The 23884-nt window shown below is 43.8% G+C and carries 21 protein-coding genes; 9 read left to right on the top strand and 12 right to left on the bottom strand.

Features of this window, described 5'->3' with window-relative positions; genetic code table 11:
• Positions 1-12: 12 nt before the first annotated feature.
• Positions 13-1239, top strand: a complete 1227-nt coding sequence (locus tag WC841_04015; protein ID MFA5828493.1) for an oligosaccharide flippase family protein — start codon at positions 13-15, stop codon at positions 1237-1239.
• 395 nt (positions 1240-1634) lie between these two features.
• Entirely contained in the window at positions 1635-4787 is a 3153-nt protein-coding gene (locus WC841_04020) for a DUF4012 domain-containing protein (GenBank protein MFA5828494.1), read from the top strand.
• A gap of 84 nt (positions 4788-4871) precedes the next feature.
• Here the strand turns inward: WC841_04020 and WC841_04025 are convergent, their stop codons facing one another.
• Positions 4872-5288, bottom strand: coding sequence for an endonuclease domain-containing protein (locus WC841_04025; protein ID MFA5828495.1), 417 nt, complete (start codon positions 5286-5288; stop codon positions 4872-4874).
• 63 nt (positions 5289-5351) lie between these two features.
• Here WC841_04025 and WC841_04030 point away from each other — a divergent pair, with 63 nt between their 5' ends.
• On the top strand, positions 5352-5684 hold the full coding sequence (locus tag WC841_04030) for an RNHCP domain-containing protein (GenBank protein ID MFA5828496.1): 333 nt from the start codon (positions 5352-5354) through the stop codon (positions 5682-5684).
• 75 nt (positions 5685-5759) lie between these two features.
• On the top strand, positions 5760-7763 hold the full coding sequence (ftsH, locus tag WC841_04035; protein MFA5828497.1) for an ATP-dependent zinc metalloprotease FtsH: 2004 nt from the start codon (positions 5760-5762) through the stop codon (positions 7761-7763).
• Here ftsH and WC841_04040 read toward each other — a convergent pair.
• Positions 7750-8325, bottom strand: a complete 576-nt coding sequence (locus WC841_04040) for a 50S ribosomal protein L11 methyltransferase (GenBank protein ID MFA5828498.1) — start codon at positions 8323-8325, stop codon at positions 7750-7752. The two genes, ftsH and WC841_04040, sit on opposite strands and share 14 nt — an antisense overlap.
• A 12-nt stretch (positions 8326-8337) precedes the next feature.
• Complete coding sequence (locus WC841_04045; GenBank protein MFA5828499.1) at positions 8338-10035, bottom strand: hypothetical protein; 1698 nt, start codon at positions 10033-10035, stop codon at positions 8338-8340.
• Positions 10036-10097: 62 nt separating this feature from the next.
• Here WC841_04045 and WC841_04050 point away from each other — a divergent pair, with 62 nt between their 5' ends.
• Entirely contained in the window at positions 10098-12329 is a 2232-nt protein-coding gene (locus WC841_04050; protein ID MFA5828500.1) for a hypothetical protein, read from the top strand.
• 10 nt (positions 12330-12339) lie between these two features.
• Here WC841_04050 and WC841_04055 read toward each other — a convergent pair whose 3' ends face one another.
• From WC841_04055 to WC841_04090, 8 genes are all read right to left on the bottom strand, one after another.
• Positions 12340-13944 carry a hypothetical protein gene (locus tag WC841_04055; GenBank protein MFA5828501.1) on the bottom strand — a complete coding sequence of 535 codons (1605 nt, stop codon included), beginning with the start codon at positions 13942-13944 and terminating at the stop codon, positions 12340-12342.
• Between the two features lie 19 nt (positions 13945-13963).
• A complete protein-coding gene (locus tag WC841_04060; protein MFA5828502.1) occupies positions 13964-16195 on the bottom strand; it encodes a hypothetical protein in 2232 nt (743 codons plus the stop codon).
• 22 nt (positions 16196-16217) lie between these two features.
• Complete coding sequence (locus tag WC841_04065) at positions 16218-16604, bottom strand: hypothetical protein (GenBank protein ID MFA5828503.1); 387 nt, start codon at positions 16602-16604, stop codon at positions 16218-16220.
• A gap of 91 nt (positions 16605-16695) precedes the next feature.
• Positions 16696-17079: a hypothetical protein gene (locus tag WC841_04070; GenBank protein MFA5828504.1), complete on the bottom strand. Its 384-nt coding sequence runs from the start codon at positions 17077-17079 to the stop codon at positions 16696-16698.
• 69 nt (positions 17080-17148) lie between these two features.
• On the bottom strand, positions 17149-17517 hold the full coding sequence (locus WC841_04075) for a hypothetical protein (protein MFA5828505.1): 369 nt from the start codon (positions 17515-17517) through the stop codon (positions 17149-17151).
• A 5-nt stretch (positions 17518-17522) separates the two neighbouring features.
• Positions 17523-17876 carry a hypothetical protein gene (locus tag WC841_04080; GenBank protein MFA5828506.1) on the bottom strand — a complete coding sequence of 118 codons (354 nt, stop codon included), beginning with the start codon at positions 17874-17876 and terminating at the stop codon, positions 17523-17525.
• A complete protein-coding gene (locus tag WC841_04085; protein ID MFA5828507.1) occupies positions 17869-18261 on the bottom strand; it encodes a pilin in 393 nt (130 codons plus the stop codon). The genes WC841_04080 and WC841_04085 overlap by 8 nt, the downstream gene beginning before the upstream one ends.
• Positions 18236-18568 carry a hypothetical protein gene (locus WC841_04090; GenBank protein ID MFA5828508.1) on the bottom strand — a complete coding sequence of 111 codons (333 nt, stop codon included), beginning with the start codon at positions 18566-18568 and terminating at the stop codon, positions 18236-18238. Before WC841_04090 ends, WC841_04085 begins: the two co-directional genes overlap by 26 nt.
• A gap of 133 nt (positions 18569-18701) precedes the next feature.
• On the opposite strand from WC841_04090, the gene WC841_04095 reads away from it, so the two are divergent.
• The 4 genes from WC841_04095 to WC841_04110 all read left to right on the top strand — a co-directional run bounded on the left by WC841_04095 (position 18702) and on the right by WC841_04110 (position 23193).
• Positions 18702-19511: a 7TM domain-containing protein gene (locus WC841_04095; protein MFA5828509.1), complete on the top strand. Its 810-nt coding sequence runs from the start codon at positions 18702-18704 to the stop codon at positions 19509-19511.
• Position 19512: 1 nt separating this feature from the next.
• On the top strand, positions 19513-20841 hold the full coding sequence (locus WC841_04100) for a sugar-transfer associated ATP-grasp domain-containing protein (GenBank protein MFA5828510.1): 1329 nt from the start codon (positions 19513-19515) through the stop codon (positions 20839-20841).
• 100 nt (positions 20842-20941) lie between these two features.
• Positions 20942-22066, top strand: coding sequence for a hypothetical protein (locus tag WC841_04105; GenBank protein MFA5828511.1), 1125 nt, complete (start codon positions 20942-20944; stop codon positions 22064-22066).
• A gap of 134 nt (positions 22067-22200) precedes the next feature.
• Positions 22201-23193 carry a hypothetical protein gene (locus WC841_04110; GenBank protein MFA5828512.1) on the top strand — a complete coding sequence of 331 codons (993 nt, stop codon included), beginning with the start codon at positions 22201-22203 and terminating at the stop codon, positions 23191-23193.
• Here the strand turns inward: WC841_04110 and WC841_04115 are convergent.
• Positions 23185-23871, bottom strand: coding sequence for a PHP domain-containing protein (locus WC841_04115; protein MFA5828513.1), 687 nt, complete (start codon positions 23869-23871; stop codon positions 23185-23187). The genes WC841_04110 and WC841_04115 overlap by 9 nt on opposite strands.
• Positions 23872-23884 lie beyond the last annotated feature (13 nt).

A 23884-nucleotide genomic window follows, 5' to 3' on the forward strand; every position in this document is an offset into this window, starting at 1 on the left:
GTAGAATAGATTATGATGAAGAAGCCGATTGTAAATACGGTAGTCCAGGTGTTGGGGAAGGTAGTAATGATTGGAGTAAGCCTGTTGACAACGGGTTTGTTGACTAGGGGTTTGGGAGTGGAAGGGTATGGAAATTATATTTTGATCACCTCGGTATTTGTTTTAATTGACTCTTTGGCTGATTTTGGAACCAGGATTATCGGGATTAAGGAGGCGGCGGGCGCTGAGAGCGAGAATGAGAAAAGACGAATATGGGTTCAGATTATGTGGCTACGACTTTTATTGACAGGATCGGCGTTTGTGGCAGGACTGGGGTTGGTGTTTTTTTGGCGGGGTTTTTCGGGTATCAGACTTGAAGCGGGGGTGGCACTTCTTATGATTTGGTTTACTTCGGTGGCCGGAAGTATAGAGGTCGTGTGGCAGACTCGGATGCAGATGTGGGTGAAAGTGTTGGCGGAAACAATATTTCCGGTAATGTTTTTGGGACTGCTGTATTCTGTTTCCGGGCCATTGAACCTGTTTTTGGTGTTTGGATGTGTGTTGGTGTCAAGAGCTATCAGTCTGGCTTTGGGGTTAAAGGCGGTGTTTTTTGTAATCGACCGAAAGCAGATAAAACCGATAGATTTTGGGTTTGTTAAAAAAATGTTTATTTTGGCCTGGCCGATGGGGTTGTATCTTCTGATTTTTTCGTCGTATGACCGGGCAGTGGACTCAATGATGATCGAGAGGATGGTGGGGGTAAGAGAAGTAGCCTGGTACGGACTTTCGTACAAAATATACTCTACTCTATTGCAACCGGCATACTTTTTTGTCGGAAGTATATTTCCTTTGTTGTCGGGGAAAAGTGTAGCGGGTGGCAAAAAAAGATTAGTGGGAGTTTCTTTGGGGCTATTGGTTTTGGGAGCGGGAGTGGTGATAACGAGTGTGTATTTTTTGGCGCCGTGGATTGTTGCGGTACTAGCGGGTTCTGAGTATGGTGAATCGGCGGTGATTTTGAGGTATTTGCTAGGGGCGGTGTTTTTTTCATACCTTGGTCATTTGGCCGGGTTTACACTAATATCCAGGGGTAAACAGAAAACCATGCTAGTTTTTGGGGTGATAGTTTTGGTGTTTAATGTGGTGGCCAACCTGGTGGCGATACCGCGTTTTGGAGTTTACGGAGCGGCGGGAGTGACGGTAATGACTGAAGCTTTGGGGAGTATTTTGATGATAGGGACATTGGTAATTAGTAATCGGTAATCTGTAATCTGTAATGTGTGGCGGCCGGAAAGGCCGCCTTTTTGATATAGAGTCGTGGCGAGAAGCTTGCAGCAAGGTAATGACGGGGTGTTTTTGATGTACTAATTGGTTTGTCGTAATAACGATATTTTCTCTTTAATCCCTACAATATATTTTTGTTGGGACGAAATTTTTGGGATGAAATTCAAAATCTACCCCTATCCCCTCCTTTGAAGAAAGGAGGGGAACAAGAAGATGACGTTATTACGTTTTTTTCACGTTCTTACGTATTCCAAACCTAAGCATCTATGATGTAATGACAAATAAACTTGTTAATAACCGCATATATACCGAAATATTACCGCAACACGCTTTTTGGGAACTAATGTGGAGAAAATTGATTTAGAATATTAACTATGAATTCGTCGGGGCCAGTGGCAATAGTTTATGGAATAGAAAAATTTGGAGCGAAGTTTTTGGTAAAGGAATTGCTGCTTAAAGATATATATGTGGTAGGAGTGGGAGAATATGTGTCGGGGATAGAGGAAAATGATAATTTTAGGTGGGTGGCGGGGAGAGGGGATTATGAGGGGAAGGTGAATTATGTTTTTGATTTTGAGGGAGATAAAAATATTTTTGATTTAGTTTTGAAGAACTCGGCTAAATTAACAGAGATATGCATTAACGACCAAAAAAAAGCGGAAAGAATAAAAAACGACTTGATTGGGGCGAATATTAACTGGAGGCTAATAGATGCACGGGGGGTGTATGGCCCGGGGATGGCAGATGATGGGGGAGGGAGGACCGGAATTAATTTTTTAGTTGAGGCGGTGTCGGGGGCGGTGAAGAATGAAAATTTGGTTTTGCCGGCTTTGGGAACAAAGTTCAGGTTGTTGAATATTGTGGATTTGACCGAAGTGGTTTTGAGGGCAAGCTTTTTATCGGGAACCGAGAAGGAGGAATATGTGATATTTGGCAATGAGAGTGACTCGGGGGAAGTAGCAAAGGTGTTGATTGATGAGGCAAAGATGACTAAGTTTAAGGTGGTCCAGAAGGATTATAAGTTTGAGACTCCAGGTAAGTATGAGATAGAAGAGAACTGGAGAAAATTACGATGGCATCCCGGGGTGGAATTTAGAGAGGGAGTGGTGGAAACTTTGCAGTATTTTTTTTCGGTAATTGATGAAGAAAGCAGGAAAAAAATGAAAGAGGGGTCGAAAGCCAATAAGTCCAAAAGTCTGAAAGTCCAAAAGTCTGAAAGTCAGAAAATAAAAAAGGAGAAGAATTTATCGAGGTTTGAGGTGATGGTGGAGGAGGAAAAAACCAATTACGAATTACCAATTACCCACCCCGGCGGGCAGGCGAATTACGAATTAGAAAAAGATAAAAAAGAGACGGTAAGAAAGAATGAGGTGAGTAGGGAGGCAGAAGAAAGGAAAGCAGAAAAATACAAAAAGGAAATAGAGGAAGAATTTAAAAGGGCAAAAGAGAAAGAAGAGGAAAAAAAGGCGAAGGAGGAGATAATTTATAGTGAAGAGATTAAATCTTTGGCAAAACAATATACCCAAACCACACCACTGGAGAGAGATGAAGTGATAGAAGAGGACGAGGAAAGGATAGAGATAAAAAACGAGCTAAAAGACGGGCCTGCCCGCCTCGGTGGGTTAATCGGCAGGCAGGTTGAAAGTAGTAAAACGAGAGAAAAAAAAGGCGGGACAGGAATAATAAACTTTAAAAAGATCGGATTTTTGGTGATGATTATTTTGGGGTTGGGGATGTTTTCGATTCCGGTCGGGTGGGGGATAAAGGTGGTGGCCGGGATTAAAAATATCTCTAAAATCAGGGAATATATTGAGGAAGAAAAATACGCTGAGGCTGACAAAAAAGCAGAGACGACGATTGCCGGTTTGAAAAAAATCGACAACCAGATCGATGATTGGGGGCTAAATAGGATGAAGACTTTTAGGAATTTACAGACTGGGCTAAAGGTAGAGGAGGGAGTGTTGGTGATTGAGAAAAAGGCGATTCCGATAGCGGAAGCAATGGAAAAAGTTAGCGGGGCGATTTTTGATGATAAAGAGATTTCCTGGGAAAGTGAACTTGAAGTTCTAAATAAAGGCATGGTGGAGGTTGATACTGAGATTGGGTTGCTGCAGGCTAGGCTTAATGGTGACTGGAACTGGTTGCCAGCCCGATTCCGACCGGAAGTGCAGAAGGGGATTAAAAGCTTAAACATGGCCAGATCGGTAATAGGAACTTCAAGGAAGGGACTGAATATCTTGAAAGAGTTTTTGGGAAGTGACGGAAAAAGGAGAGAATACCTGGTACTGTTTCAAAACGAAAATGAGCTTCGGGCAGGCGGAGGGTTTATCGGGTCGTGGGGGATGCTGAGTTTTGAGGGGGGAAAACTGCTTAACCTGGATATAAGGGACGTTTATGAGGCAGACGGACAGTTGAAAGGCCATGTTGAACCGCCGGCGGAAATTAAACAGTACCTGGGGGAGGCGGGGTGGTTTTTGAGAGATTCTAACTGGAAGGTGGATTTTGTGGATGCCAATAAGGATATTGAGTGGTTTTTGGAGAAGGAGACGGGAAGAAAGGTGGATGGGGTGATAGGGATTAATTTGGCGGTGGCCAAGGCGATACTGGATGTTACCGGGCCGATCTACGTGGTTGATTTTGGTGAAAAAATAGGTAAAGACAACCTATATGAACAAGCTCAATTTTATGCAGAAAATAAGTTTTTCCCCGGCTCTAAACAGAAGGCTAGCTTTTTGGGGGGACTGGGAAGACAGTTGTTTGAAGAAATCAGGAATTTGGATTCGAAAAAGATGCTGGAGCTATATCTCCAAATATTAGAGCAGTTTGATAAAAACGAAATCCAACTGGTAATGCATGAAAAGCAGGCGGCGAAAATTGCGGCAGATTTGGGGTGGGACGGGGCGATATACCAGGGAAAGTGCCTGACTGACCGGTGTTATGCCGATTATTTGTATTTGTCAGAATCTAACTTTGGAGTGAACAAGGCCAATTATTATATATACAGAGGGATTGAGCAGACGGTTGATATTACCCAAATGGCCATCAGCAGGGTGCTGAAAATTAACTACGAGAACACGGCGAAAAATAAAAGTTGGCCGGGTGGGGATTATAAAAATTATTTGAGGGTTTATATACCACAAGATACGAATCTGGCGGAGGTGAGTATTTCGGATTCGGCACAACCAGGAAAGAAATCGGTGGTGGGGGCAGGGGAGATGAAGATATCACAAATTTATAATAAAAAAGAAATAGGATTTTTAGTGCCGGTACCGGTGGGGCAGAAAAGAACTGTAGAGATTAGATACGTAAGTAAAATTGATTTGGGGATAAAGGATAAATTCTCGTACCTTGGGTATATCCAGAAACAGTCTGGGTACGGTGATACGGGATTTGTGTCGTTGGTTTCTTTTCCTTTAGGATGGCAGCCGATACAAGTGCAGCCGGCGGCGAATATGGTTAATAATAAACTTTTGTTTAACACAAAATTGGATATGGATATAAAAATGGGGGTGGAACTGGGGAGATAAAATCAATCCCTCACGTCCGGCGGTGGCCGGATGTTTCTCCCTTTGACCCTCCGAAGGTGGGCAGGCAAGGGAGGCTTCTAAGCTTTAATCCCTCTCGGCTTTGCCGCTTCTCCCTTTGACAAGGGAGAGATTTAAAATGTTTTTAACTTGATTAATTCGGAATAGAATTTGATCGTTAGTAAAGCGAATAGTGTTTATTCCTATCTGTTTTAGAAATTTATCTCTGGATTGATCGTAACCTATTTTTTTATCATGGGAATTACCATCAATTTCAATGGCCAAATTTAATTCTGAACAATAGAAGTCAATAACAAATCGATTAATGGGTTTTTGTCTTAAAAAAGTAAAACCGGTTTTTTTATTTCTTAGTAATTCTCTCCAAATTTTTTCTTCGGCTTCTGTTGGATTGTTTCTGTTTTTTCTTGACAAACCCCTTAACTCTTTTAAGTAATTAATACTTCCATGTAGTGGGTTTAACGCTTCGATTACAACTTTTTTCATACTTTATTATAAAGTCTCCCTTGTCAAAGGGAGATTTAGAGGGATTGAGAGATATAATCTGGTATGAGGAATTTTATAAGAAAAAAAGAAGATTTTGTGTGTGAGCGGTGCGGGGAGAAGGTCACGGGGGATGGGTATACGGATCATTGCCCGAAATGTTTGTGGGGGAAGCATGTGGATGAGGTACTGCCCGGAGACAGAGCCAGTAAGTGCGGCGGCGGGATGGAACCTACGGAAACAAGTTACGAAAAAGGGAAATTCCGGATAAATTATAGATGCCAGAAGTGTGGGCATGAATTTTGGGTGAGAGCCGCCGACGCCGGAGGTTATGGCGGCCGAGGGAAGGGCAAGGACGATAATAGAGAGAAACTTTTAGACTTGATAAGAAACGTTTAGTCTATGAGCGGAGAGAGGGATACTGTGATAAAGGAGTGAAGAAACCTGGGCGGCGCTAATGATATAATCGAAGCTATGGTTAAGGAAAAATCTTTGGTTGATAAAATAAAAAAACTGATAGGGGTGGGTGAAGGGAAAAAAGCCGACGGGCAGCAAAAAAAGGATGACAAGAAGAGTGGGAAAAATTTGGAAGATTTGGGAATTTCTAAGGAGGTATTGGATAAGTTGCCGCCGGGAGTAAGAATAAAGCGAATTGAAATCGGGCCAAAACAGATTTTGAGATGGATGTTATATTTGGTTTTGGCTTTTTGGCTGTTTTCGGCGATATTTCAGATTTTGAATCCGGAAGAGATTGTAAAAGCTCCCCTGTCGGAGGCGGTGGCGGCAATAAAAAAGGGTGAGGCGGAGGAAATAACGGTGGTAGATAATGAAATTTTGGTAAAACTTAAACAGACTGATTCGGAAATAAAAGACGGGGCAATCAGCAGGGTGTTGGTGGTATCGAAGGAACCCGGTGCTTCGGCGGTGGAAATGTTGCAAAGGGAGGGAGTAGATATTTCACAGGTCAAAATACAAATAGAAAACCAAAAAGGGTGGAAGCTTTTGGGGGAAATATTTGGATTACTTTTGACGGTGGGTTTACCGCTGATTTTGATTTTTTGGCTTTTTTCTAGACAAGCCGGGGGAGGAGCGGGCGGGGTTTTTGGATTTGGAAAGTCAACCGCCAAACTTTTTATAAAAGGAAAACAAAATTTGACGTTTAAAGATGTGGCAGGGGTGGAAGAAGCAAAAAAAGATTTGGAAGAAGTGGTGGATTTTCTTAAACATCCGGAGAAATATTTGAAAATGGGAGCCAGAGCACCAAAAGGAGTTTTGCTAGTAGGGCCATCAGGAGTCGGGAAGACGCTTTTGGCCAAGGCGGTGGCGGGTGAAGCGAACGTACCATTTTACTCAATGGCGGGCTCGGAATTTATGGAGATGTTGGTTGGGGTGGGAGCATCCAGGGTGCGCGATTTGTTTGGGACGGCGAAAAAAGCCGGTAAGGCGATTATTTTTATTGATGAAATTGATGCGATTGGCCGGGCCAGAGGAGGCTTGGAGGGGGGACACGGAGAGAGAGAGCAGACCTTGAACCAAATTTTGGTAGAGATGGATGGATTTGAGGCAAATACGGCCGTGGTGGTTTTGGCGGCTACAAATCGAGGAGATCTGTTGGACCCGGCACTATTGAGGCCGGGAAGATTTGACAGAAGAGTAATATTGGAAATGCCGGATATTGAGGCAAGAAAAGAAATTATAAAAATACACGCAAGAAAAAAGCCCTTTGTTGATGAAATAGATTGGGATAGGGTGGCAAGAAGGACGGTTGGTTTTAGTGGAGCGGATTTGGAAAATATGTTAAATGAATCAGCAATTAAGGCGGCCAGAGAAAACAAAGAAAAAATTGACATGGGAGATATTGAAGAAGCGGCATTGAAGGTAAAATTGGGGTCAGAAAAAAGAAGGGCACAGACCGATGAAGATAAAAAAATGACGGCTTATCATGAGGCCGGACATGCAATTGTTAACTATGTGGAGGAGCTGGACCCGGTTCACAGGATTTCGATAGTCTCACGAGGGATGGCGTTGGGATTTACCCTGATTCCGCCAAAGAAGGATATAGTTCACGAAACAAAATCGAGATTAGTAAAATTAATGGCAATGGCAATGGGGGGGCGGGCAGCAGAAGAGCTGACTTTTGGAGATATTACCACCGGGGCATCTTCAGACATCTCTCATGCGACCAATATTGCCAGGAATATGGTGATTGAATGGGGAATGTCGGATTTGGGGCCGGTGAGCCTTGGCCCACTGGTGGATGCAAATGATTATGGGAAAATGTGGATGGAACCATCCAAAATTTCGGACGGGATGCAGACAAAGGTGGATGAGGAGATTAATAAACTGATAACTACGGCCTATGAGAGGGCAAAAAAGATTTTGAGTGGTAAGAAAGAGAAGCTTGAGTCACTCGCTAAAGTATTGGTGGAAAAAGAGAGTTTAAACCAGGATGAATTTGAGGATTTTATGAAGAGATAGAAGTTTTTCTTGGCTTGTAGTGGTAGAGAAAAAGAGGACCATAAATGGGCCCACGGGGATCAATTTTGACCGGTTTAAGTTTAGGAAAATTGAAAGCAGCACTAACCAGACGAGTGCCGGTTTTTATTTCCTTGATTAGCTTGGGATACAATTTATCGTTGGTTTCCTGGAGGAGATAGGTAGTGATAATATTGGCCTTTGATAGGTCAATTTCAAAAAAGCTTTTTTGGATAATATGGGCTCGATGGGAGAGACCAAAAATAAAAATACAAAGACGGGAATACCAGACACGAAAAGGATCAATTTCAATGCCATAGGCCTTGGCACCACGCAAAGCGGCGGCAATAACCAAGCGACCGTCACCGGAGCCTAAGTCGTAAAATATTTCTCCGGGTTGAATTTTGGCCAAATCCATAATATGGTCAACGACCAGGGGTTCCAGAGGAACAAAGGGAGCACCATCGGGCGTGGTTCGATCACGTTGTTGTGATTTTTTGATTAGGGCTAACAAAGCAATTAAAAAAAGACCAACAAAAACATCAAACATAATTAAAGATAGCATTTCAGGCGGAGGTTAGGTGGTCGATTCTTCAAGATTGATTATTCGCTGAAGAATGGCGAGAGAGCCGAGGTAAACCGGCTCAGCGCCGTCGAGGCGGAGATGATGGTTGCCAAGATTTTTGGCCTTTGAATAGGGAGTGTCCGAGGCGTAGTTGATTATACCGACATCAAAGGGAGCATTGTTGAGATCGATTATGGTGTTTTTGGGCGTTTGCTGATCGTAGGTGGCTTCGGTGATGGCATTTAAATATGGGCCTGATTCCATCTCGATAACAGTTAAATTGTTTTCGGAATATTTTTGGAGGAGAGCTTCGTTTTCCAAGAAGGTTCCCAGGACGGAGACGGATTTTTGATTGGTAAGAATGGAGCCCTGGTTGTTGGTAAAGGGAAAGAAAGAATTAAAACAGTTTTTGAACATATAAGAATTTTGGGTATGCTCATCAAAAACCATGCGGGGGATTTGAATGTCGCCAACTTCGCTGTTTAGGACAGCGGCTTTGCCGAGGATATAGACTCCGTTTATACGATTGACATTTTCCAGAATTTCGCTCAAAACGTGGTAAGCGGCAAAACCTAGGGGGTAATCAATGTTGAAGATAATGGCCGGGGAATCGGCTAGTTTTGAGGGTTTGGTGATTTTCAGGCGATTGTCGAGATGGGGTGATTTGAGGAGATTTTTTACTGGAAAGATTTGGGTATTGATGTCGAGAAAATGGGAGCTTTTTATGGTGATGACGCCAAGTTTTTCCTGATATTTTAGATAATCTTTGTTGAATTCAGGCAGGGAGAGATAGAATTTTGAGGCAAAGTACAAAAAGTCATTTGGGTCGATAAAGTACTGGTGGTTTTTTATTTGATCCCAATATTTGTAGAGTTCGGGGAGGTCCTTCTTTAGAGAGTCTAGGATGAGATTTTTGTTTTTTAGGACAAAGCCTGTAAAGAGATTTATGATGCTATGGGTGTTGCTAGAGATGAAATAAATTTTTTGCCGGGATATGTGAAATTTCGGAGAAACGGTGGTAGCAACGTTTTTCCACCATTTTTGGGTGGTTTTGGCATAGTCAACCCAGGACCCGGCCAGAAGCTGGATGCGAAGGTTGAGGATATTTTTGTAAATTCTTTTGAGGCGGATAGGCCATTTTGGGCCTAAGGCCTTGACGAAACTTTGCCAGTCTGAAGTAGAGATATTGATGTTTTCCAAAAGATGGTTGTTTTTTAGATCTTTTTTTAAAGAGAGATAAGTTTTGTATTTGGAGTGAAGGATGGTGTGGAGCTTGTTCCATTCGGTTTGGTAGGCGATAAGAAGATTAGTAAGATCATCAACGTCGGAGATGGAGGCGGCAAAGGAGGCAAAAATGCGACTGTTGGGGTTGAAATGAGTGGTGCGGCGGCGGCCGGGGGTGTAAATTTTTTGCCAGGAATCAACGTTGGGGAAGCCGGCGTTTTTGAAAACCCCCGGGGTTTGGCCGACTATAACTTTTCGAGAACGGTCTATTTCTTCCGGCAGGCGGAAGACTGAGTAGACAAAAGCGGCGGTATCAAAAATTTGGGGGTCTTCGCCGTTTGGGTGAAGTATGGGCCTCATTTTTAGCTGAGAGTTGGATAGAGAGTTGATGGTGATTTCGAGAGTGCCTTTGAGGGCGGAACGGTAAGAGCGGACATGGAGGTCGATGGCGTCGATGCCCGGAGTGATGGAAACGGGATTGTTCATAGTGTCTATATTATACAGAAACAAAATAGGGGATAGAAATTGAATAGTGTTATAATTTTGGCATGATAGAAAAGATCCCTGATTTATACAGAGAAAAAGCCTTTTGGGGGACAGATATTGGTGATCAGCAGAGAATGCAGCAGATAGATGGGGTGGCACAAAGGATTAATAATGCTTTAAATCTACAAGGGGGGGTAGTGGCGAGGAGGAGGGATGCAGAGCTGATAAGCGTGGTAAATGGTTTGGCGGCGCCAGGGGAGTGGAGGTGTGATACAGCCCAAGGATTAGTTGAGGCAAGCAGAGATCCCCAGCGAACAGTAAACAGGGATCTGGCGGAGAGGCGTTTGGATATTTTGGCGGATGCGGCATATATTGCCATAAAATATGGAGATAATGATGGATTGAGGACGGCGTTGGAAGAAGGCTCGGTTGAGAAAATTGAGGATCAGCTGCCGAGACCATTGAAGGGAATTGGAGAAAGGGTGAGAAATTTAGAAATTCATAATTTAGATATCAGGGCAATACTGGATAAATTGGATAGTCGAGGAAGAGGTTTGAAGGCGGCGGGTGAGGTCGGAAAAAAACAATTGGCTTTAAATTTGGGAGAGGCGATTGTGAAGTTATCGAATTTGGAAGACTTGGACGTAAGGAGTGATGAAGAAATGATGAGGGTGTCGGCTTATTTGGGGGCAGAAGCAGAGGCGATGGGGGGGGGTGTGGTAGGAGGTAATATTGCAGATCAGGTGGCGGAAGGGGTGGGGAGGGCGATGGGAGATAGGGTGAGAGGCGGAGAGCCTATGGTTGTTCCAAGAGATGAGGCTGAAGAAGATTATTTTAGAGACTTGGCAGCTTATCAAAAAGCACAGGGTGAATTGCAAGAGGCAGTAAGAGAAGTGTCTTTAAGAGAGCTTTTAGATTCATTTTTGGGAATTTCAGCTCCTAGAGAAAGGGGTCCGCAGATGTGGGAATATAAACCTCCTGAATGGATAAAGCCCATTTCGGTTGAGGACTGGAGAAAGCTTTTGGGGATTACGGAAAAGTTTTTCGTGGCAGTTTATAACAAGAGAAATGATTCTGAATATGGTACTTCTGTAGAAATGGTTGGTAAGAAGATCTTGAGTATGCAGGGATTGCCAGAGAAGACATTGAAGTATTTATTTGAACACAGGGCATTGAAGTTGAATCTGGTATGCGGAGAAATTATGAGAGATCTAATGGTGCCCATGGAAACTTCTCCGGTTGAAGTTCCCAAACAAAACCGCGACGGCAGTTATTATTATGCAACTGAAACAAGCCGGGTTTATGTATTTTCGTCGGAACCCAACGGAGATTATTCGAGGAGTGTTCAGAGGCTTGTTGATGATGAGGTTGCTTACAAAAAGGGTATGGCGGCTAACTTGTTTGGCAATAGCGCTTTTGGTTTTAGAAGTCTCGAATCAGCAGAGTTGGCAGTGGCAACAGCAATGAATATTATGGAAATGGGCGGGGTTTTTTCACTGGCAGATACGAAACGGATATTGGGCTGGGAGTCTGATGCTGTACGGGTAATACAGAGGCCGGAAACGAAATTTCATGCAAAATTAGGAAAAGAGTTGTGGGGGGGTCCGTGGGGAGAATATCTAATGGCAGTGGCGGGTGGAAACAGAGCAGCTATGCAAAGCGAAGCGGAGAGGTTAGGTATTATTCCAAGACTTCTTGCAGGATCCTTTTTTGATCAAAAGGTGAAGACAGAAGGAGGTGTTATGGTGAAGATGGGAGAGGCCCTATATCAAAGAAGAAGGGTGGTTTTGAATGACGTGGATAAAGATATATATTTTGACTGGAGAAAAGATCAAATCAAGGCGGCGGGGGGGATGTTTTTATATATGACAGGAAAAGCACCACTTGAATTTAGGACTATTAATGAAGTTGATAATGTGACAACGAAATGGAGGGAGGAGTTATTTAACGATACAAGAGCGTTACGTGAGAATGGAACGTCCGTTGTTACAACTGAATTAGTAGCAATGGCGATAGGCGGGTCCACTGGAGTTTGGCCTTTTGAAGGACCTTTTTTAAGGATGACTCAGCCCGGACCTGATTTAACAAACGACTATTTGTTGGGTGGTTCAGAGATTACTCGTTTGGTAGCTGGGACAAATATTCTAGAGAGAGAAAGGCTGAGACGCTTTTTTGGGATTGATAAATCAAGAATGGGGATATTAAATCGGAGAGTAGCCGGGTATAGAATGGCAAATGAGGCCGGGCAATCTGGAATAAAGAAGGGGGTGGCCAGGTGGTTAGGTAGAAAGTAGATAGAGTTTTTTATTTTGCGACATTTCTGATTGCATCCGAAGCCGCCTGAGCGCTTCCTGGGCCGAGAGTTCCTTCAATTAATCCGCCGACAATTCCTCTTGAAGCACCGGTCTTAGGATCTGCAATACTAGTGGCAGCTTTATTACCTATAAAGGATTTTCCGAATCTTGCAATTGGGTTTTTGCTTAAGTTTGTGCTTTCACCAATAGCCACTCCCCACGGAGATGGTTTAATCATAAAAATATACTGAGGGATCATATCGGGGAGCTTGGAAAGAAGCATAAGGCTAGCAAGACCAACAGCGACGGGTAAAAGACCACCGGAGGGGATGGTGGCAAGATTTACCATGAATCCCACTAGTCCACCTGATTCTAAAAGTTGAGGCTTCCAGATACCGTATTCGTGTCTGGTATTGTCAATGATTATGTTGGCTAAAACTAAAAACAATAGGGAAATAGGGAAAACGGAAATGTTGGCGACTAGTTGGAGTAACCAGGTGGAAAATCCTGTTTTCACATTGGGAAAAGCACCTATGCCGATGACAAAAGGAGCGGTAATAATTTGGAAAAGAATGGTGACGTAACATTTGACTAAGCCGAAATAAAATTTGACTTGCCAGATCATGACGGCAATGACGATAACCAAAAGCATGAAAACAGCTCCGATGGTTCCTCCTGTTAAGGCTCCTGCCGGTCCGGCTAATCCACCAACTATGGCTCCGATTACGCCACCCAGGGCGGCCAGAGAGGCCTTGGGGGCCATGCGGAGCATGAGGTCGCCGACAGTGGCCAATCCCGCTTCGGAAAAAAGCTTGAAAGTCCAACCTTCCTTGAGACCCAGGGCTTTTAGAATACCGCCAAAAAAATTTTGGTCAATTAGATTGTCGTCTAGATTAGTTTTTCCTGTAGCCTGATAAAGAACAGCGAGACCGAAAGACTGGAGGAAGATTGAAAGGTCGATTATTAGGCCGGCAATGGCATAGGAGAAAGTAACCAGGATGAGAGTAATTATTACCTGGGGAATGGCGCTTTGAATGGTAATTACGGCTTGGGGGCTGATTTTGACCCGGAGCATGATCATAATGCCGATAATCACAAATAGGAATGAGGAAATTAAATAGACAACATTTCGGAAACCTCGCCAAAGTGGGAGAATGGGCTGAAGACCATTGAAACCGATACCGACTCCCTGAGCATAGGCCGGTTTTCCCAAGAGATTATTTTTGAGCTGAGCAATATATTGAATTCCGGATGCCTGGGGGATATAGAGGGAAGCAGTCATGCGGTTTATGGAACCGACCATGCCACCCGGGATATAACTGGTTTCCTCGCCTTTGAAAATGCCTTCCGGGATTTTATCGACCATACCTTCGATTACTCCGGTTGAAATACTGCCGAGGCTTTCCATGGTCCAACGTTCATTGTTGCCGCCGGCATCACGAGCATCCTGTTTTTTTTCGAGATAGGAGACTTCTTGGGCTTTGATTTTGGTAGTTAAAATGGAGCTGCCAATGAGAAGAAAGGCGATTATAAGGAATTTTAGGACGGGAGAAATTTTGGGGATTATCCGATGCTCGCGACGGTTTAGCCAATTAAGGGTGGCTTTGATGTTCATAAAATATTTTAGCATGAAATTATAAAGGTTGATCTGTATTTACTTTTTTCCAATCTTCAGGTTTCATGTAAAGATCGAAGAGGTTGCGGGCAGCGACGTCTTTCTGGCCAAAATCGCGGGTGATTTCCTCTTTACCGGTACTGGAATTAGGGGATTTATCCAATTCATATTTTTCCTGATCTTCGGCAGGAAGGCCGAGCTTGAGGTAACCAGTATCGGTTTTCAGATTGTCGACCAAGCTAGCGGGGAGAATGAGGGTGACCTCCTTTTCGCCGGAAAAAGTTTTTGCCTCATTTTCGACCACGCCGAAAAATTGGAGAATTTTTATCCAGAGGGTAAGGGGAGTGGGCTTGTCAACAGAAGGATCGCCGGGGCGATATTTGGTACAAACCCATTCACTGGGTTCGGTTTGAAAAGAGGCATGATCTTCCTGAGGATTAAAAATTCCAAGAGCGTATGAAACCTGAAGGCTTGAGAGAACAGAACCAAGGGGGATGGTCCGATCTTTTTTGGTTTCTTCGCCGGTTTCATCGTCTTTGATTAAAACTTGGGTGTTTATCGAACCACGGGGAACTATGGGCATCTGCCGGTAAAGGGTATCATAAGCGCTGTCGGAGAGGGGGGAGAAACTTTTTCCAAAGATTGATTGATAACCGCCGCCTTCGAATTGGTGAAGCATGATGGCAACGACGTCCCCAGGAAGAGGGATTTTTTTGAGGGTATAATTTACCGGCTTTTCGTAAGAGGTATTTATACCCCTTTTGTAATAATTCCAACCGACTTCACATACCGTGACGGGACGGCAGGAGGCATCTGAGGGTTTGGGAAAAAGGTTTTTGGGGCCGTCGGGGCAACTCCAGGCAAGTTGTTCGTCGGTGGAAATAACATCGTGGAGACCATCCAGGGAGCGGCAGGCATCTTCGATAAAGATTCCTTTGAGGTATAACTTATCGTCTTCGGTCATGTATCGGACAGTAGCATTGTCCCCCTGGTTGCCGTAGTTTAGAAATCTATCGTTGAGCTGTTCGGGGGTGGCGTTGAAATCCGGAGGCTGTTGTTTGGCGAGATGGATAGAGCTATTTCTAGGGCTTGGGTTAGTCTTCCTTTCATTTTTGATTTGTTCGATATCGTTTACTTCCTGTCTTTGATAGGTATTTCCGGCGCCGGAAACGCCGACACTGGCAACTTTGGGGTTAATAGTTTCACTGGCAGAAACTTTGTAGGTACATGTGGAAAAATTTATTTCGTTAGAATTTGAATAAAATTTAGATGCCTTATCTTCGGGGTGTCGGGGGTCGGCTTCGTTTGGGACGCCTCGGACGGCCTCTTTTAGGTCAATGGGGGGGGGATAACCCCAGGATGTATTGGGATTGTAGATGGTAGCATCGGGATCGATAGCACAGTTCTCGATGATGTCGTCGGGGCAATTGGCCTTGAGAGCATCGGTAACTTTGGGATTGGTGAGCCGCCAACTACCGGCATAGTTTCCGGGGGAGAAGGTAAAGAGGGTATAGGCAAGGATATCGCCTTGGCCCTGCCAGAAAGCAGTAATACCTTTACCGCAAAAGAATTTGATAAATTCGCAATCGTCGTAAATAACTCCGCCGTTGTCGACGCCAACTTCGGTAAAAATAAACTGTTTGCCGGCAAGAGGACCCGAGCTGTAATTTTTGGCGGTATCTTCCCGATAAGGGTGATAGGAGATGATGGAAAAGCTGGGGCCGAAAGCAGCACTGGTTTTGGGGAAATTGGCGTTTTGAGGGTCCAGGGCAGGAGAGATAATTGGCCCTCTGGTCAGACAGGATTGTAATTTGGTAATAAAGCTATGGGCTCGTTCAATGGCGGCATCAAGACTGATTATGCCGCTTAAAGTTTCTCTTTCGTAATCCTGTTCAAGTTCGTTGAAGGGTTCGATGTAGACGGTTTTGCCCGGAGCGTAAGAATTTATGACTCGGCACCAATCGTTGGCGGCTTGGGTTTGGCTGGCATCGTCGCTAAGCATTTTTTTGCCAATATTGGTCCAGTTGGCGTGGATGCGGATGACGACATTTGAGGCGGAAATATTTTCAAAGCGGGCCAAACCTTCGGGGGTTTCGGGGATGATGGTCATCCAGTTTTTGACGGCCGGATCGGCGACCCAATTGGCACTTGCTGGGTCATTGATAAGATTGATTCCAGGAGAGCCGGCGAAGGCAGGAGAGCTATTTAATAAGAAAAACAGAGTCAATAATCCGAAGAGACGTTTGAACACAAGTAATTATAACAATTGGGATTTAGCCGGGGATGAGGAACTTGGTGATGGCGACTCCGGTAAATTTTTCAATAAGACTGAGAATGAGCCAGGAACCAATGACACCAACCAGACCGAGGATGGCCATGGTAAGAGTGGAGGAAGCGGAGGCGATTTTTTTGGAATCGCCGCCGGAGAAAAGATAATTGTAGCCGCCGGAGATAAACATGTAGAAAAAAGCCAGACCGGCGAAGAAAACGATTACCTGGAGGACATTGTAGAAGAGACACTCTAGCCCTTGAATAGTGGCGACATCAGTGAAGTCTCCGCTACCAACACAGCGGGCGTCTTTGGTGGCCCATTCCTGAGTAGTTTGGGCGAGAATAGTGGAAGGATGGAATAAAAATAACATGAGAAACGCGATTAACATATGTGATTATAACATTTTGGTGGGGGGCAGGGAAAACAAAAACCTCCCCCGATTTTGTCGGGAGAGGTTTTGAATTTCAACTAAGAGCAAATTACCAGGCTTTGATTTCGAGGTTGAGGATATCGACACCAAAGATGACGTTGATTAGTCTCATGATGGCGAAAGCGGCAAAGACGATAGCCAGACCAATCAGACCATTGGTGATTTGGGCACGGGCAGCGGCGACTTTTTTCTCGTCACCCTCGGAAGTTACCCACTTGAGACCACCCATGATAAGAATAAAGAAGAAAACTAAAGCAACTACAAGCATGACCAGGCTGATGGCTCCGGAGACAATTCTGCCGACGGTGAGAGCCTGAAGATCGCCCCACTGAGATCCTTCTTGGGGGCCGACAGTAATTTTACCGTCGTCTGCAGCGTATAAGGGAGCGGCAATCACGGCATAGGTGATTTTGTTTTTTATTTTGGTGAACATATGTTTTTGTTCTATTTTTACATTAATTGATAATTTATTTAGAATATTGTATCAGTTTGCAAATTAAAATCAAAGAGTTGGTACGGGAAGAGATAAAGTTTGAAGAGAAGTGATGCCGAAAACAATACCAATAACTTTTAAGATGGCAAAAACCGAGAAGGAGGCAATTAACCCGACTAGGGCATAGGTGAGTTGTTTTTGGGCTTCTTCGATTTTTTTAGGGTCACCGCTTGAGTCAATGTAGTGGTAGGAACCCATTAAGAAATGCCAAATAAAATAGAGAACGGCGACAAGCATAAAAACAGAAAGTATCCCCCGGACAATGCGGTCGAAATAACCTATAGGGTCACTGACCTGAACTGAGCTGCCGCAGTCGGGATTTAGGAGCTTGTTGCAAATGACGGCATAGGCCGGTTTGACGAGTTGAAAATTTATCATATGATCTATAGATGAAGATCGTTTAGTAACGTGTCCAGATTGAAGATGTTTTCGAGTCCTAGAATTTTGCCCAGAAGAGAGCCGAGGCCGACGGCAAAAATAACGATAGCGATACCGAGAATGCCGTTGGTGATTTTGTGGCGAGCTTCTTCGAGTTTTTTCTCGTCGCCTTTGGAGGACATAAAGGCATAGCCGGCGAAGACGGTTTGGATAGTAAAATAAATTAAGGCAACAACGGAAAGCATGCCAAGAACAACGCTGACGGTATTTTCGAGATTAGTGGTGGCTTGGGTGCCATCCTTGGGTACTATTCCCGGGCCGACATAGGGATCGTAAGCGATGGCGAGAAGTCTAGTCATTAGGGCCATAGACGTTTGGAGTAAGAATGGGTATGCCGGTAATACGCTCAATAACACCGGCGAGGGTGAAGGCAGAGGCAATGATGATAATCCCCAGGATACTTTGCCAGATTTTTGCCCAGGCAGCTTCGGTTTTTTTGGAATCACCGCCGGCGGTGATATATTCGTAGCCGGCCAATATTACCTGGATGATAAAGAAAAGACCGCCGATGGTGCCGGCAAGTTTAAAGATGTTGCCAATTAAAAGAAAAATACCGCCTTCTTCAAAGTAAGGGTTGCCGTCTATGGGGGGCTTGATGGTGCCGATGATGGGGCTGCCACCGCCTCCGGGGTCAACGGCGGCTTGGACGATTGAGGGTTTAAAAAAGTGGATTAAGGATTTCAAGTCCGGTAATAACTTGTATGATTTGGATGATGGAATAGGCAAAAACGACTACTCCGAATCCGATAAACGAGCTAGTTATGGCTTGTTGCCCCTGGGCAGCTTTTTTTGGGTCACCATTACCTGCACCAATTATATAGGTAACACCGCCGAAAATCAAAAGGCCGAGGAGGACGGTTCCGGCGATAGTGATGGAGTTTTTCAGAATGATATTGACAATTACGCTAAAAGTCGGATAGCTTCCGCCGAGGGTATTGCCCCCACCAAGGGGGGTATCTTTTATGTCTACAGCAGCTAGCAAGCGATTCATGAACTAATTATACTGTTTGGTGATACTGACTGCAAGGATTATTGATATAATTTTTCTGTATTGAATGGGAAAAATGATGTTATAATACGCCACAATTTATCCCTTATATTAATTTATAATTTCCCCCTAAAACATGAGAAAATATATTTGTTTTGGTGTTTTTGCTCCGGTGTTGGCGCTGAGTTTGTTTTTGGCTTTCGGGTGTTTACCGATACAGGCGGCATCCGGTAACGGATATTTACTGGAGTCGGTGCAATTACAGGAAAACTCGGGATTTGGATTTTTGAATTTTGGGAAAACAATGGTTCGGATGGCTATAGATAAGGGAATCGAACCCAATTTGATTGTGATGCTGCTGTTGCTACCGTTGGTGGCGACATTGGTGTCGGTACTGCATTATGTGTTTGGACTTTCAGGGTATGGGATTTTTATGCCGACAATGATTGCAGTGACATTTTTGGCAACAGGGATTATAGGGGGACTATTGTTGTTTGCGATGATTTTGATGATATCAATTTTTGGAGGACTGGCTTTGCGGAAACTAAAACTTCACTTTTGGCCGGCGAGATCGATTAATTTATTGTTGATTTCGGTGGGGACCTTTGGGCTGATGCTGATTTCTTCTTCGGTACAGATAATCGATATCAGTAATATTTCGATATTTCCGGTACTATTTATGATAATGCTGTGTGAGGAATTTGTGCGGACACAATTGGTGAAGAGTAGAAATGAAGCCCAGAGATTAGCAGTTGGGACGTTGGTGCTGGCAATCATTGGGGCGGTGACGATGAACGTTCCGGAAGTGCAAAGATTGGTAATTTTGAACCCCGAATGGGTAATACTAATAGTACTGGTAGTAAATTTGGGGGTAGGAAACTACACCGGAATTAGACTGTCTGAGGTAAAAAGATTTAAAAAGGCGATCAGAAAGAAAAATGTTTAATTTGAAAGAGTACAAGCAGTTTTTGACAAAAAATGAGAGAAATAAGGTGTATTTGAGAAAGAATACGGCCGGGGCGAGAATGGTTGCCGATAGCAAGCTAAAAACAAAGAGGCTTCTAATGAAATCGGGGGTAGGGGTACCGAAGCTGATTGCCAGGTTTAGAAATCAAGAAGAACTGACGGCGTTTAAATGGGAAAAGCTAGAAGGTAATTTTGTGATTAAGCCGGTTTCCGGGTATGGAGGAGAGGGGATTCTGATAATCCGGAGAAGGGGTAAGTGGGCGGGAGATTGGCAAAAGATGAACGGAGAGATGGTTAATACTAAAGATATAAAACGACATTGCCAGGAGATTTTGGGAGGACGGTACAGCTTGTACGGGATGCCTGATTATGTGTTGGTCGAGGAGAGAGTAAAGATTCATCCATTATTTTTGTCAATTACCAGGTCGGGGACGCCGGATGTGAGGGTGATTGTTTACAATAGGGTACCAGTGATGGCGATGCTGCGGGTGCCGACTGATAAAAGCGGAGGGAAGGCAAATCTGCAACAAGGGGCGATAGGCCTCGGGATTGATTTGGCCACCGGGATTACAACATTCGGGATTGAGGGCAAGGGGGGGCAGATTGAAAAGATTTATGACTATGGGAAAAAACGGAAAAGAAAAGTTAACGGGATTAAGATCCCTTTTTGGAGAGAGATTTTGGAGACGGCGATAAAAGTACAAATGTCGATTGAGGGACTTGGATTTATAGGAGTGGATATCGTGCTTGATAAGGAAAAAGGGCCGATGATTTTGGAGGTAAATGCTAGACCGGGACTGTCAATTCAGTTGTGTAATAAGGCAGGGCTGAAATCGAGAATTGAAAAGATTGAAGGGATGGATGTCCGGAGTGTGGATCACGGAATAACTTTGGCAAAGTATTTGTTTGGAGAGAGTTTTTTTGAAAAAGTAGAAGAAAAGGAGAAAGCAAAAACGGTAGGACCTTTGGAAATGATTAAAATTAAGTTGGGGAAGGGCAAAAAGCTAGTAAAAGAAGTCAGAGCGAAGATTGATACAGGAGCATTCAGAAGCTCGATTGACAGAAGTTTGGCGGAAAGTTTGGGATTATTGTCTGACGAAAGGGTGTTGTATTATCGGCATTATCGATCATCTTTGGGAAAGCATAAAGACAGGCCGGTGATTGGGTTGACTTTTTGGCTTAAAGGGAAAAAGGTGGTAACGGCGGTGAATGTAGCCGACAGACATAAATTGAGAACGAAATTTCTGTTGGGGAGAAAAGATCTGGAGGGTTTTTTGGTTTCGGCAAAAAAACAAAATGAAAAACAATAACTCAAATAAACGAAATAATTTTCAATATAATTTTTTTCGCTGTGAATGTGTTGCCACGTTCAACGCTCTAAAAATTACATTTTCAAATTATTTTTAATATATGAAAAATAAAAAAATAGCAATATTTTTTGGAGGAAAGATCACCCATCACCTGAGGCTGCTGAGGATGGCGGCGAGGAAACTCCGGGTACAGCTGGATCTGGTTTCTTATAATAGGGTTTGTTTTGAAGCGGGTAAGGGGGTATATATAAGAGGAGATAAGGCCAGGATGAACGAAACCTGGGAAGTTTCGGAATATGACGTGTTGTTTTTCAGAACGACGGGGAAACACTGGGAAGAAGTAAGTTTAATTTTGGATGCTGTGAAAGGGAAGGACATAACGGTGGTTGACCCTTTGGTAAAAAATGGGAGGCCGTCTGATGCCTGTAAGGCTTATCAAATGCTGGAGTTGGCTAAGGCAGGCATAGGGGTGCCAAAAACAATATACGGAAGTTTGTGGTATCTGTATGAGATGATGAAAAATAAGACACAGTTTTCTGATCAGCATTTTTTTTCCTCCGGTGAATGTGGTGCCACGTTCAATGTTGTAAAAAAAACACTGATGACGAAAGCTGATTTGGATCAGAAAAATTTATTGGCTTCGGACTTTGCGTTGGATTTTAATTTTCCGATAATTTTGAAGGGGAGCGGGGGGGATAGGGGGAGCCGGGTGTTTAAAATTGATAACCTGGAAGAGATGGAAAAGATGGTGCGGGCATTGAGGAAATCCGAGACGGTAGAGGGTAAGCGATATATGGTTCAAAAATTTATCCCGAACAGCGGTGATTATCGGCTGCTGATTTTGGGCGAGAAAGTGCTGGGAGTGATGAAAAGAAGCAGCCAAAGTATTGAGGAGTTTCGTAATAATTATTCGGTGGGGGGAAAGGTGGAAGTGGCGGATTTGCCGGAGTCAATAAAAAAGATGGCAGTGAAGGCGGCAAAAGTTTGTGGATTGATGGTGGCGGGGGTGGATGTGATGGAAAAGCCAAAATCTAATAGTCTTAAAGTCTTAAAATCTGAAAGTCTGAAAGTCAAAAGTCGAAGTTTTGAGGATGGGGAAATGAGTGGGGATTCTAATGATTATGTGGTGCTGGAAGTGAATAAGGGGCCACAGTTTAGGGGATTTATGGAAGCGACGGGAATTGATGTACCGAAAGAAATCATTAAATTTTTAATAAGTTTATAAGTTAATGTGTATAATCAAATTTTTGCAGTGCTTCCGCCAGAGGCGGACTCCGCTCAGCTTCGCACGCACTTTGCTTGACATGATTGCGCGCGAAAAATCTTTATGTTTCGTCAAAATGTATAAATTATAAAAATATGAATAAAAAAATAATTACATTTACAATGTCGCTGAAACAAAGTCAGTTTGAGGTTGATAGGTTGGAGCAAGAGGCAAAAAAGTTGGGAGTGGAGGTGAACAGGGCGCTTTATCGGGAGTTGAGCTTTGATTTGAACGAGAGAAGTAGGGTGTTTGTCAAAGGGGAGGAGGTGACGAAAGAGAATACTTTGGGGATGTGGTTTAGAGTAGCGGGGACGATAAGCGGAAAATATACGGAGGGGAGAAATATGGCGATAAGATTACTACAGGACAGGATTTTTTGTGCTAACCATGCGGGTTATTTGGGGTGGACGAGAATGGGGAAGATTGCTCAACACGCGGTATTTTTGGAGAATCAAATTCCCGTAGTCGCGACTAAAATTTTTTATACTAAAGAGCAGGTATTAAATCCCTCTAAATCTCCCTTTGACAAGGGAGACTTGGGTTTGGGATGGCCTATGATTGCTAAGCATGAGAGAGGGTATCAGGGGAAATCGGTAAGAAAGTTTGAGAACTTTTTGGAATTAGAGAAATTTGTGATGAAAATGGACGAGATTAATGTGGGGATGTTTTTGTGGCAAAGGTATTTGCCGACAAAATGGGATATCCGAGTGATTGTTCTGGACGGAAAGGTAATCGGGGCGATGAAGAGGATGGCAAGAGGGAATGAATTCAGAAGTAATTATAGCCTGGGTGGGGCGGTGGAGGCTTGGGATTTGTCGGATAGTGACAGGATTTTGGCTGAGAAAGTGGCAAAGGTTTGCGGACTGGACTATTGCGGGGTGGATATAATGAAGAGTCCGAAATCCCTCTCTCCAACTAAAGTTGGAGCCTCCCCCTTTGAGGAAAGGGGGATTTTCAAAGAAGAAGATTATGATAGTTATATTTTGGAGGTGAATAGGCAGTGCCAATTTAAGGGGTTTGAGGAAGCAACCGGAATTAATGTAGCAAAAGCAGTGGTGGAGATGTTTTTGAAGAGAAATTCAGGGTAAGAGTGGAGTGGGGGTGGGAGGGAAGAGATTGGTGTTTGGGACAAAAGAGCGGGAACAAGAAGAAGAAAAGAGGGCGTTTTTGAGATCGGAGAAGGTATTGATTTGGCCCATGCAGGATAAGTATTGGAATTTTAGGGCGGAAGCGCGATGGGCATCGCTAGTAAAGATACATGGCAGGGGATGGGGCTCGTTTGGAGTGTCGGTACACTCCATAGCATCAATACCAGAGCCGGTTAACTCGTCGGGGGTGTATTTAAATATTTCAACATAAGGGTGAGCGGCGATTGCGAGGCCACCTTGGGCGTGAACTTCGGCCACCTGTTTGGTTATTGGCTGATATGGATTAATAGTTTTGGTGATATTTATGGCTAAAAGATGAGTGCGATTGGAGGTAATTTCTAGCCCAGGTATGCAATAGATTCTGGTTTCGGAAAGACACCTTTGGATTACTTCGGGGCAAATTTTGTGGTCGGTGATGGCGATAAATTTGAAATTAAGATCGAGAGCAGATTGAATCATGGTTTCATAATCATCGTGGCCGTCGGAACAGGTGGTGTGGGTGTGAAGGTTGCCTAAACTTGGAGATTGGAGCATTTCGGGACGGTTGACAAAAACGTGGAATACTATTATTAGTAGTAACGTGAAAAGAAGAATGTAGGGATAATATTTGGTAACCATCCTTTTTCTATTC

The organism is Candidatus Shapirobacteria bacterium, from assembly GCA_041659325.1.
GTDB lineage: Bacteria > Patescibacteriota > Microgenomatia > UBA12405 > UBA12405 > JBAZYN01.

Excerpts from the sequence above, each read along its gene's own strand:
- WC841_04015 (MFA5828493.1), top strand. The coding sequence starts at position 13 with ATGATGAAGAAGCCGATTGTAAATACGGTAGTCCAGGTGTTGGGGAAG.
- WC841_04020 (MFA5828494.1), top strand. The coding sequence starts at position 1,635 with ATGAATTCGTCGGGGCCAGTGGCAATAGTTTATGGAATAGAAAAATTT.
- WC841_04025 (MFA5828495.1), bottom strand. The coding sequence starts at position 5,288 with ATGAAAAAAGTTGTAATCGAAGCGTTAAACCCACTACATGGAAGTATT.
- WC841_04030 (MFA5828496.1), top strand. The coding sequence starts at position 5,352 with ATGAGGAATTTTATAAGAAAAAAAGAAGATTTTGTGTGTGAGCGGTGC.
- ftsH (MFA5828497.1), top strand. The coding sequence starts at position 5,760 with ATGGTTAAGGAAAAATCTTTGGTTGATAAAATAAAAAAACTGATAGGG.
- WC841_04040 (MFA5828498.1), bottom strand. The coding sequence starts at position 8,325 with ATGCTATCTTTAATTATGTTTGATGTTTTTGTTGGTCTTTTTTTAATT.
- WC841_04045 (MFA5828499.1), bottom strand. The coding sequence starts at position 10,035 with ATGAACAATCCCGTTTCCATCACTCCGGGCATCGACGCCATCGACCTC.
- WC841_04050 (MFA5828500.1), top strand. The coding sequence starts at position 10,098 with ATGATAGAAAAGATCCCTGATTTATACAGAGAAAAAGCCTTTTGGGGG.
- WC841_04055 (MFA5828501.1), bottom strand. The coding sequence starts at position 13,944 with ATGAACATCAAAGCCACCCTTAATTGGCTAAACCGTCGCGAGCATCGG.
- WC841_04065 (MFA5828503.1), bottom strand. The coding sequence starts at position 16,604 with ATGTTAATCGCGTTTCTCATGTTATTTTTATTCCATCCTTCCACTATT.
- WC841_04070 (MFA5828504.1), bottom strand. The coding sequence starts at position 17,079 with ATGTTCACCAAAATAAAAAACAAAATCACCTATGCCGTGATTGCCGCT.
- WC841_04075 (MFA5828505.1), bottom strand. The coding sequence starts at position 17,517 with ATGATAAATTTTCAACTCGTCAAACCGGCCTATGCCGTCATTTGCAAC.
- WC841_04080 (MFA5828506.1), bottom strand. The coding sequence starts at position 17,876 with ATGACTAGACTTCTCGCCATCGCTTACGATCCCTATGTCGGCCCGGGA.
- WC841_04090 (MFA5828508.1), bottom strand. The coding sequence starts at position 18,568 with ATGAATCGCTTGCTAGCTGCTGTAGACATAAAAGATACCCCCCTTGGT.
- WC841_04095 (MFA5828509.1), top strand. The coding sequence starts at position 18,702 with ATGAGAAAATATATTTGTTTTGGTGTTTTTGCTCCGGTGTTGGCGCTG.
- WC841_04105 (MFA5828511.1), top strand. The coding sequence starts at position 20,942 with ATGAAAAATAAAAAAATAGCAATATTTTTTGGAGGAAAGATCACCCAT.
- WC841_04110 (MFA5828512.1), top strand. The coding sequence starts at position 22,201 with ATGAATAAAAAAATAATTACATTTACAATGTCGCTGAAACAAAGTCAG.
- WC841_04115 (MFA5828513.1), bottom strand. The coding sequence starts at position 23,871 with ATGGTTACCAAATATTATCCCTACATTCTTCTTTTCACGTTACTACTA.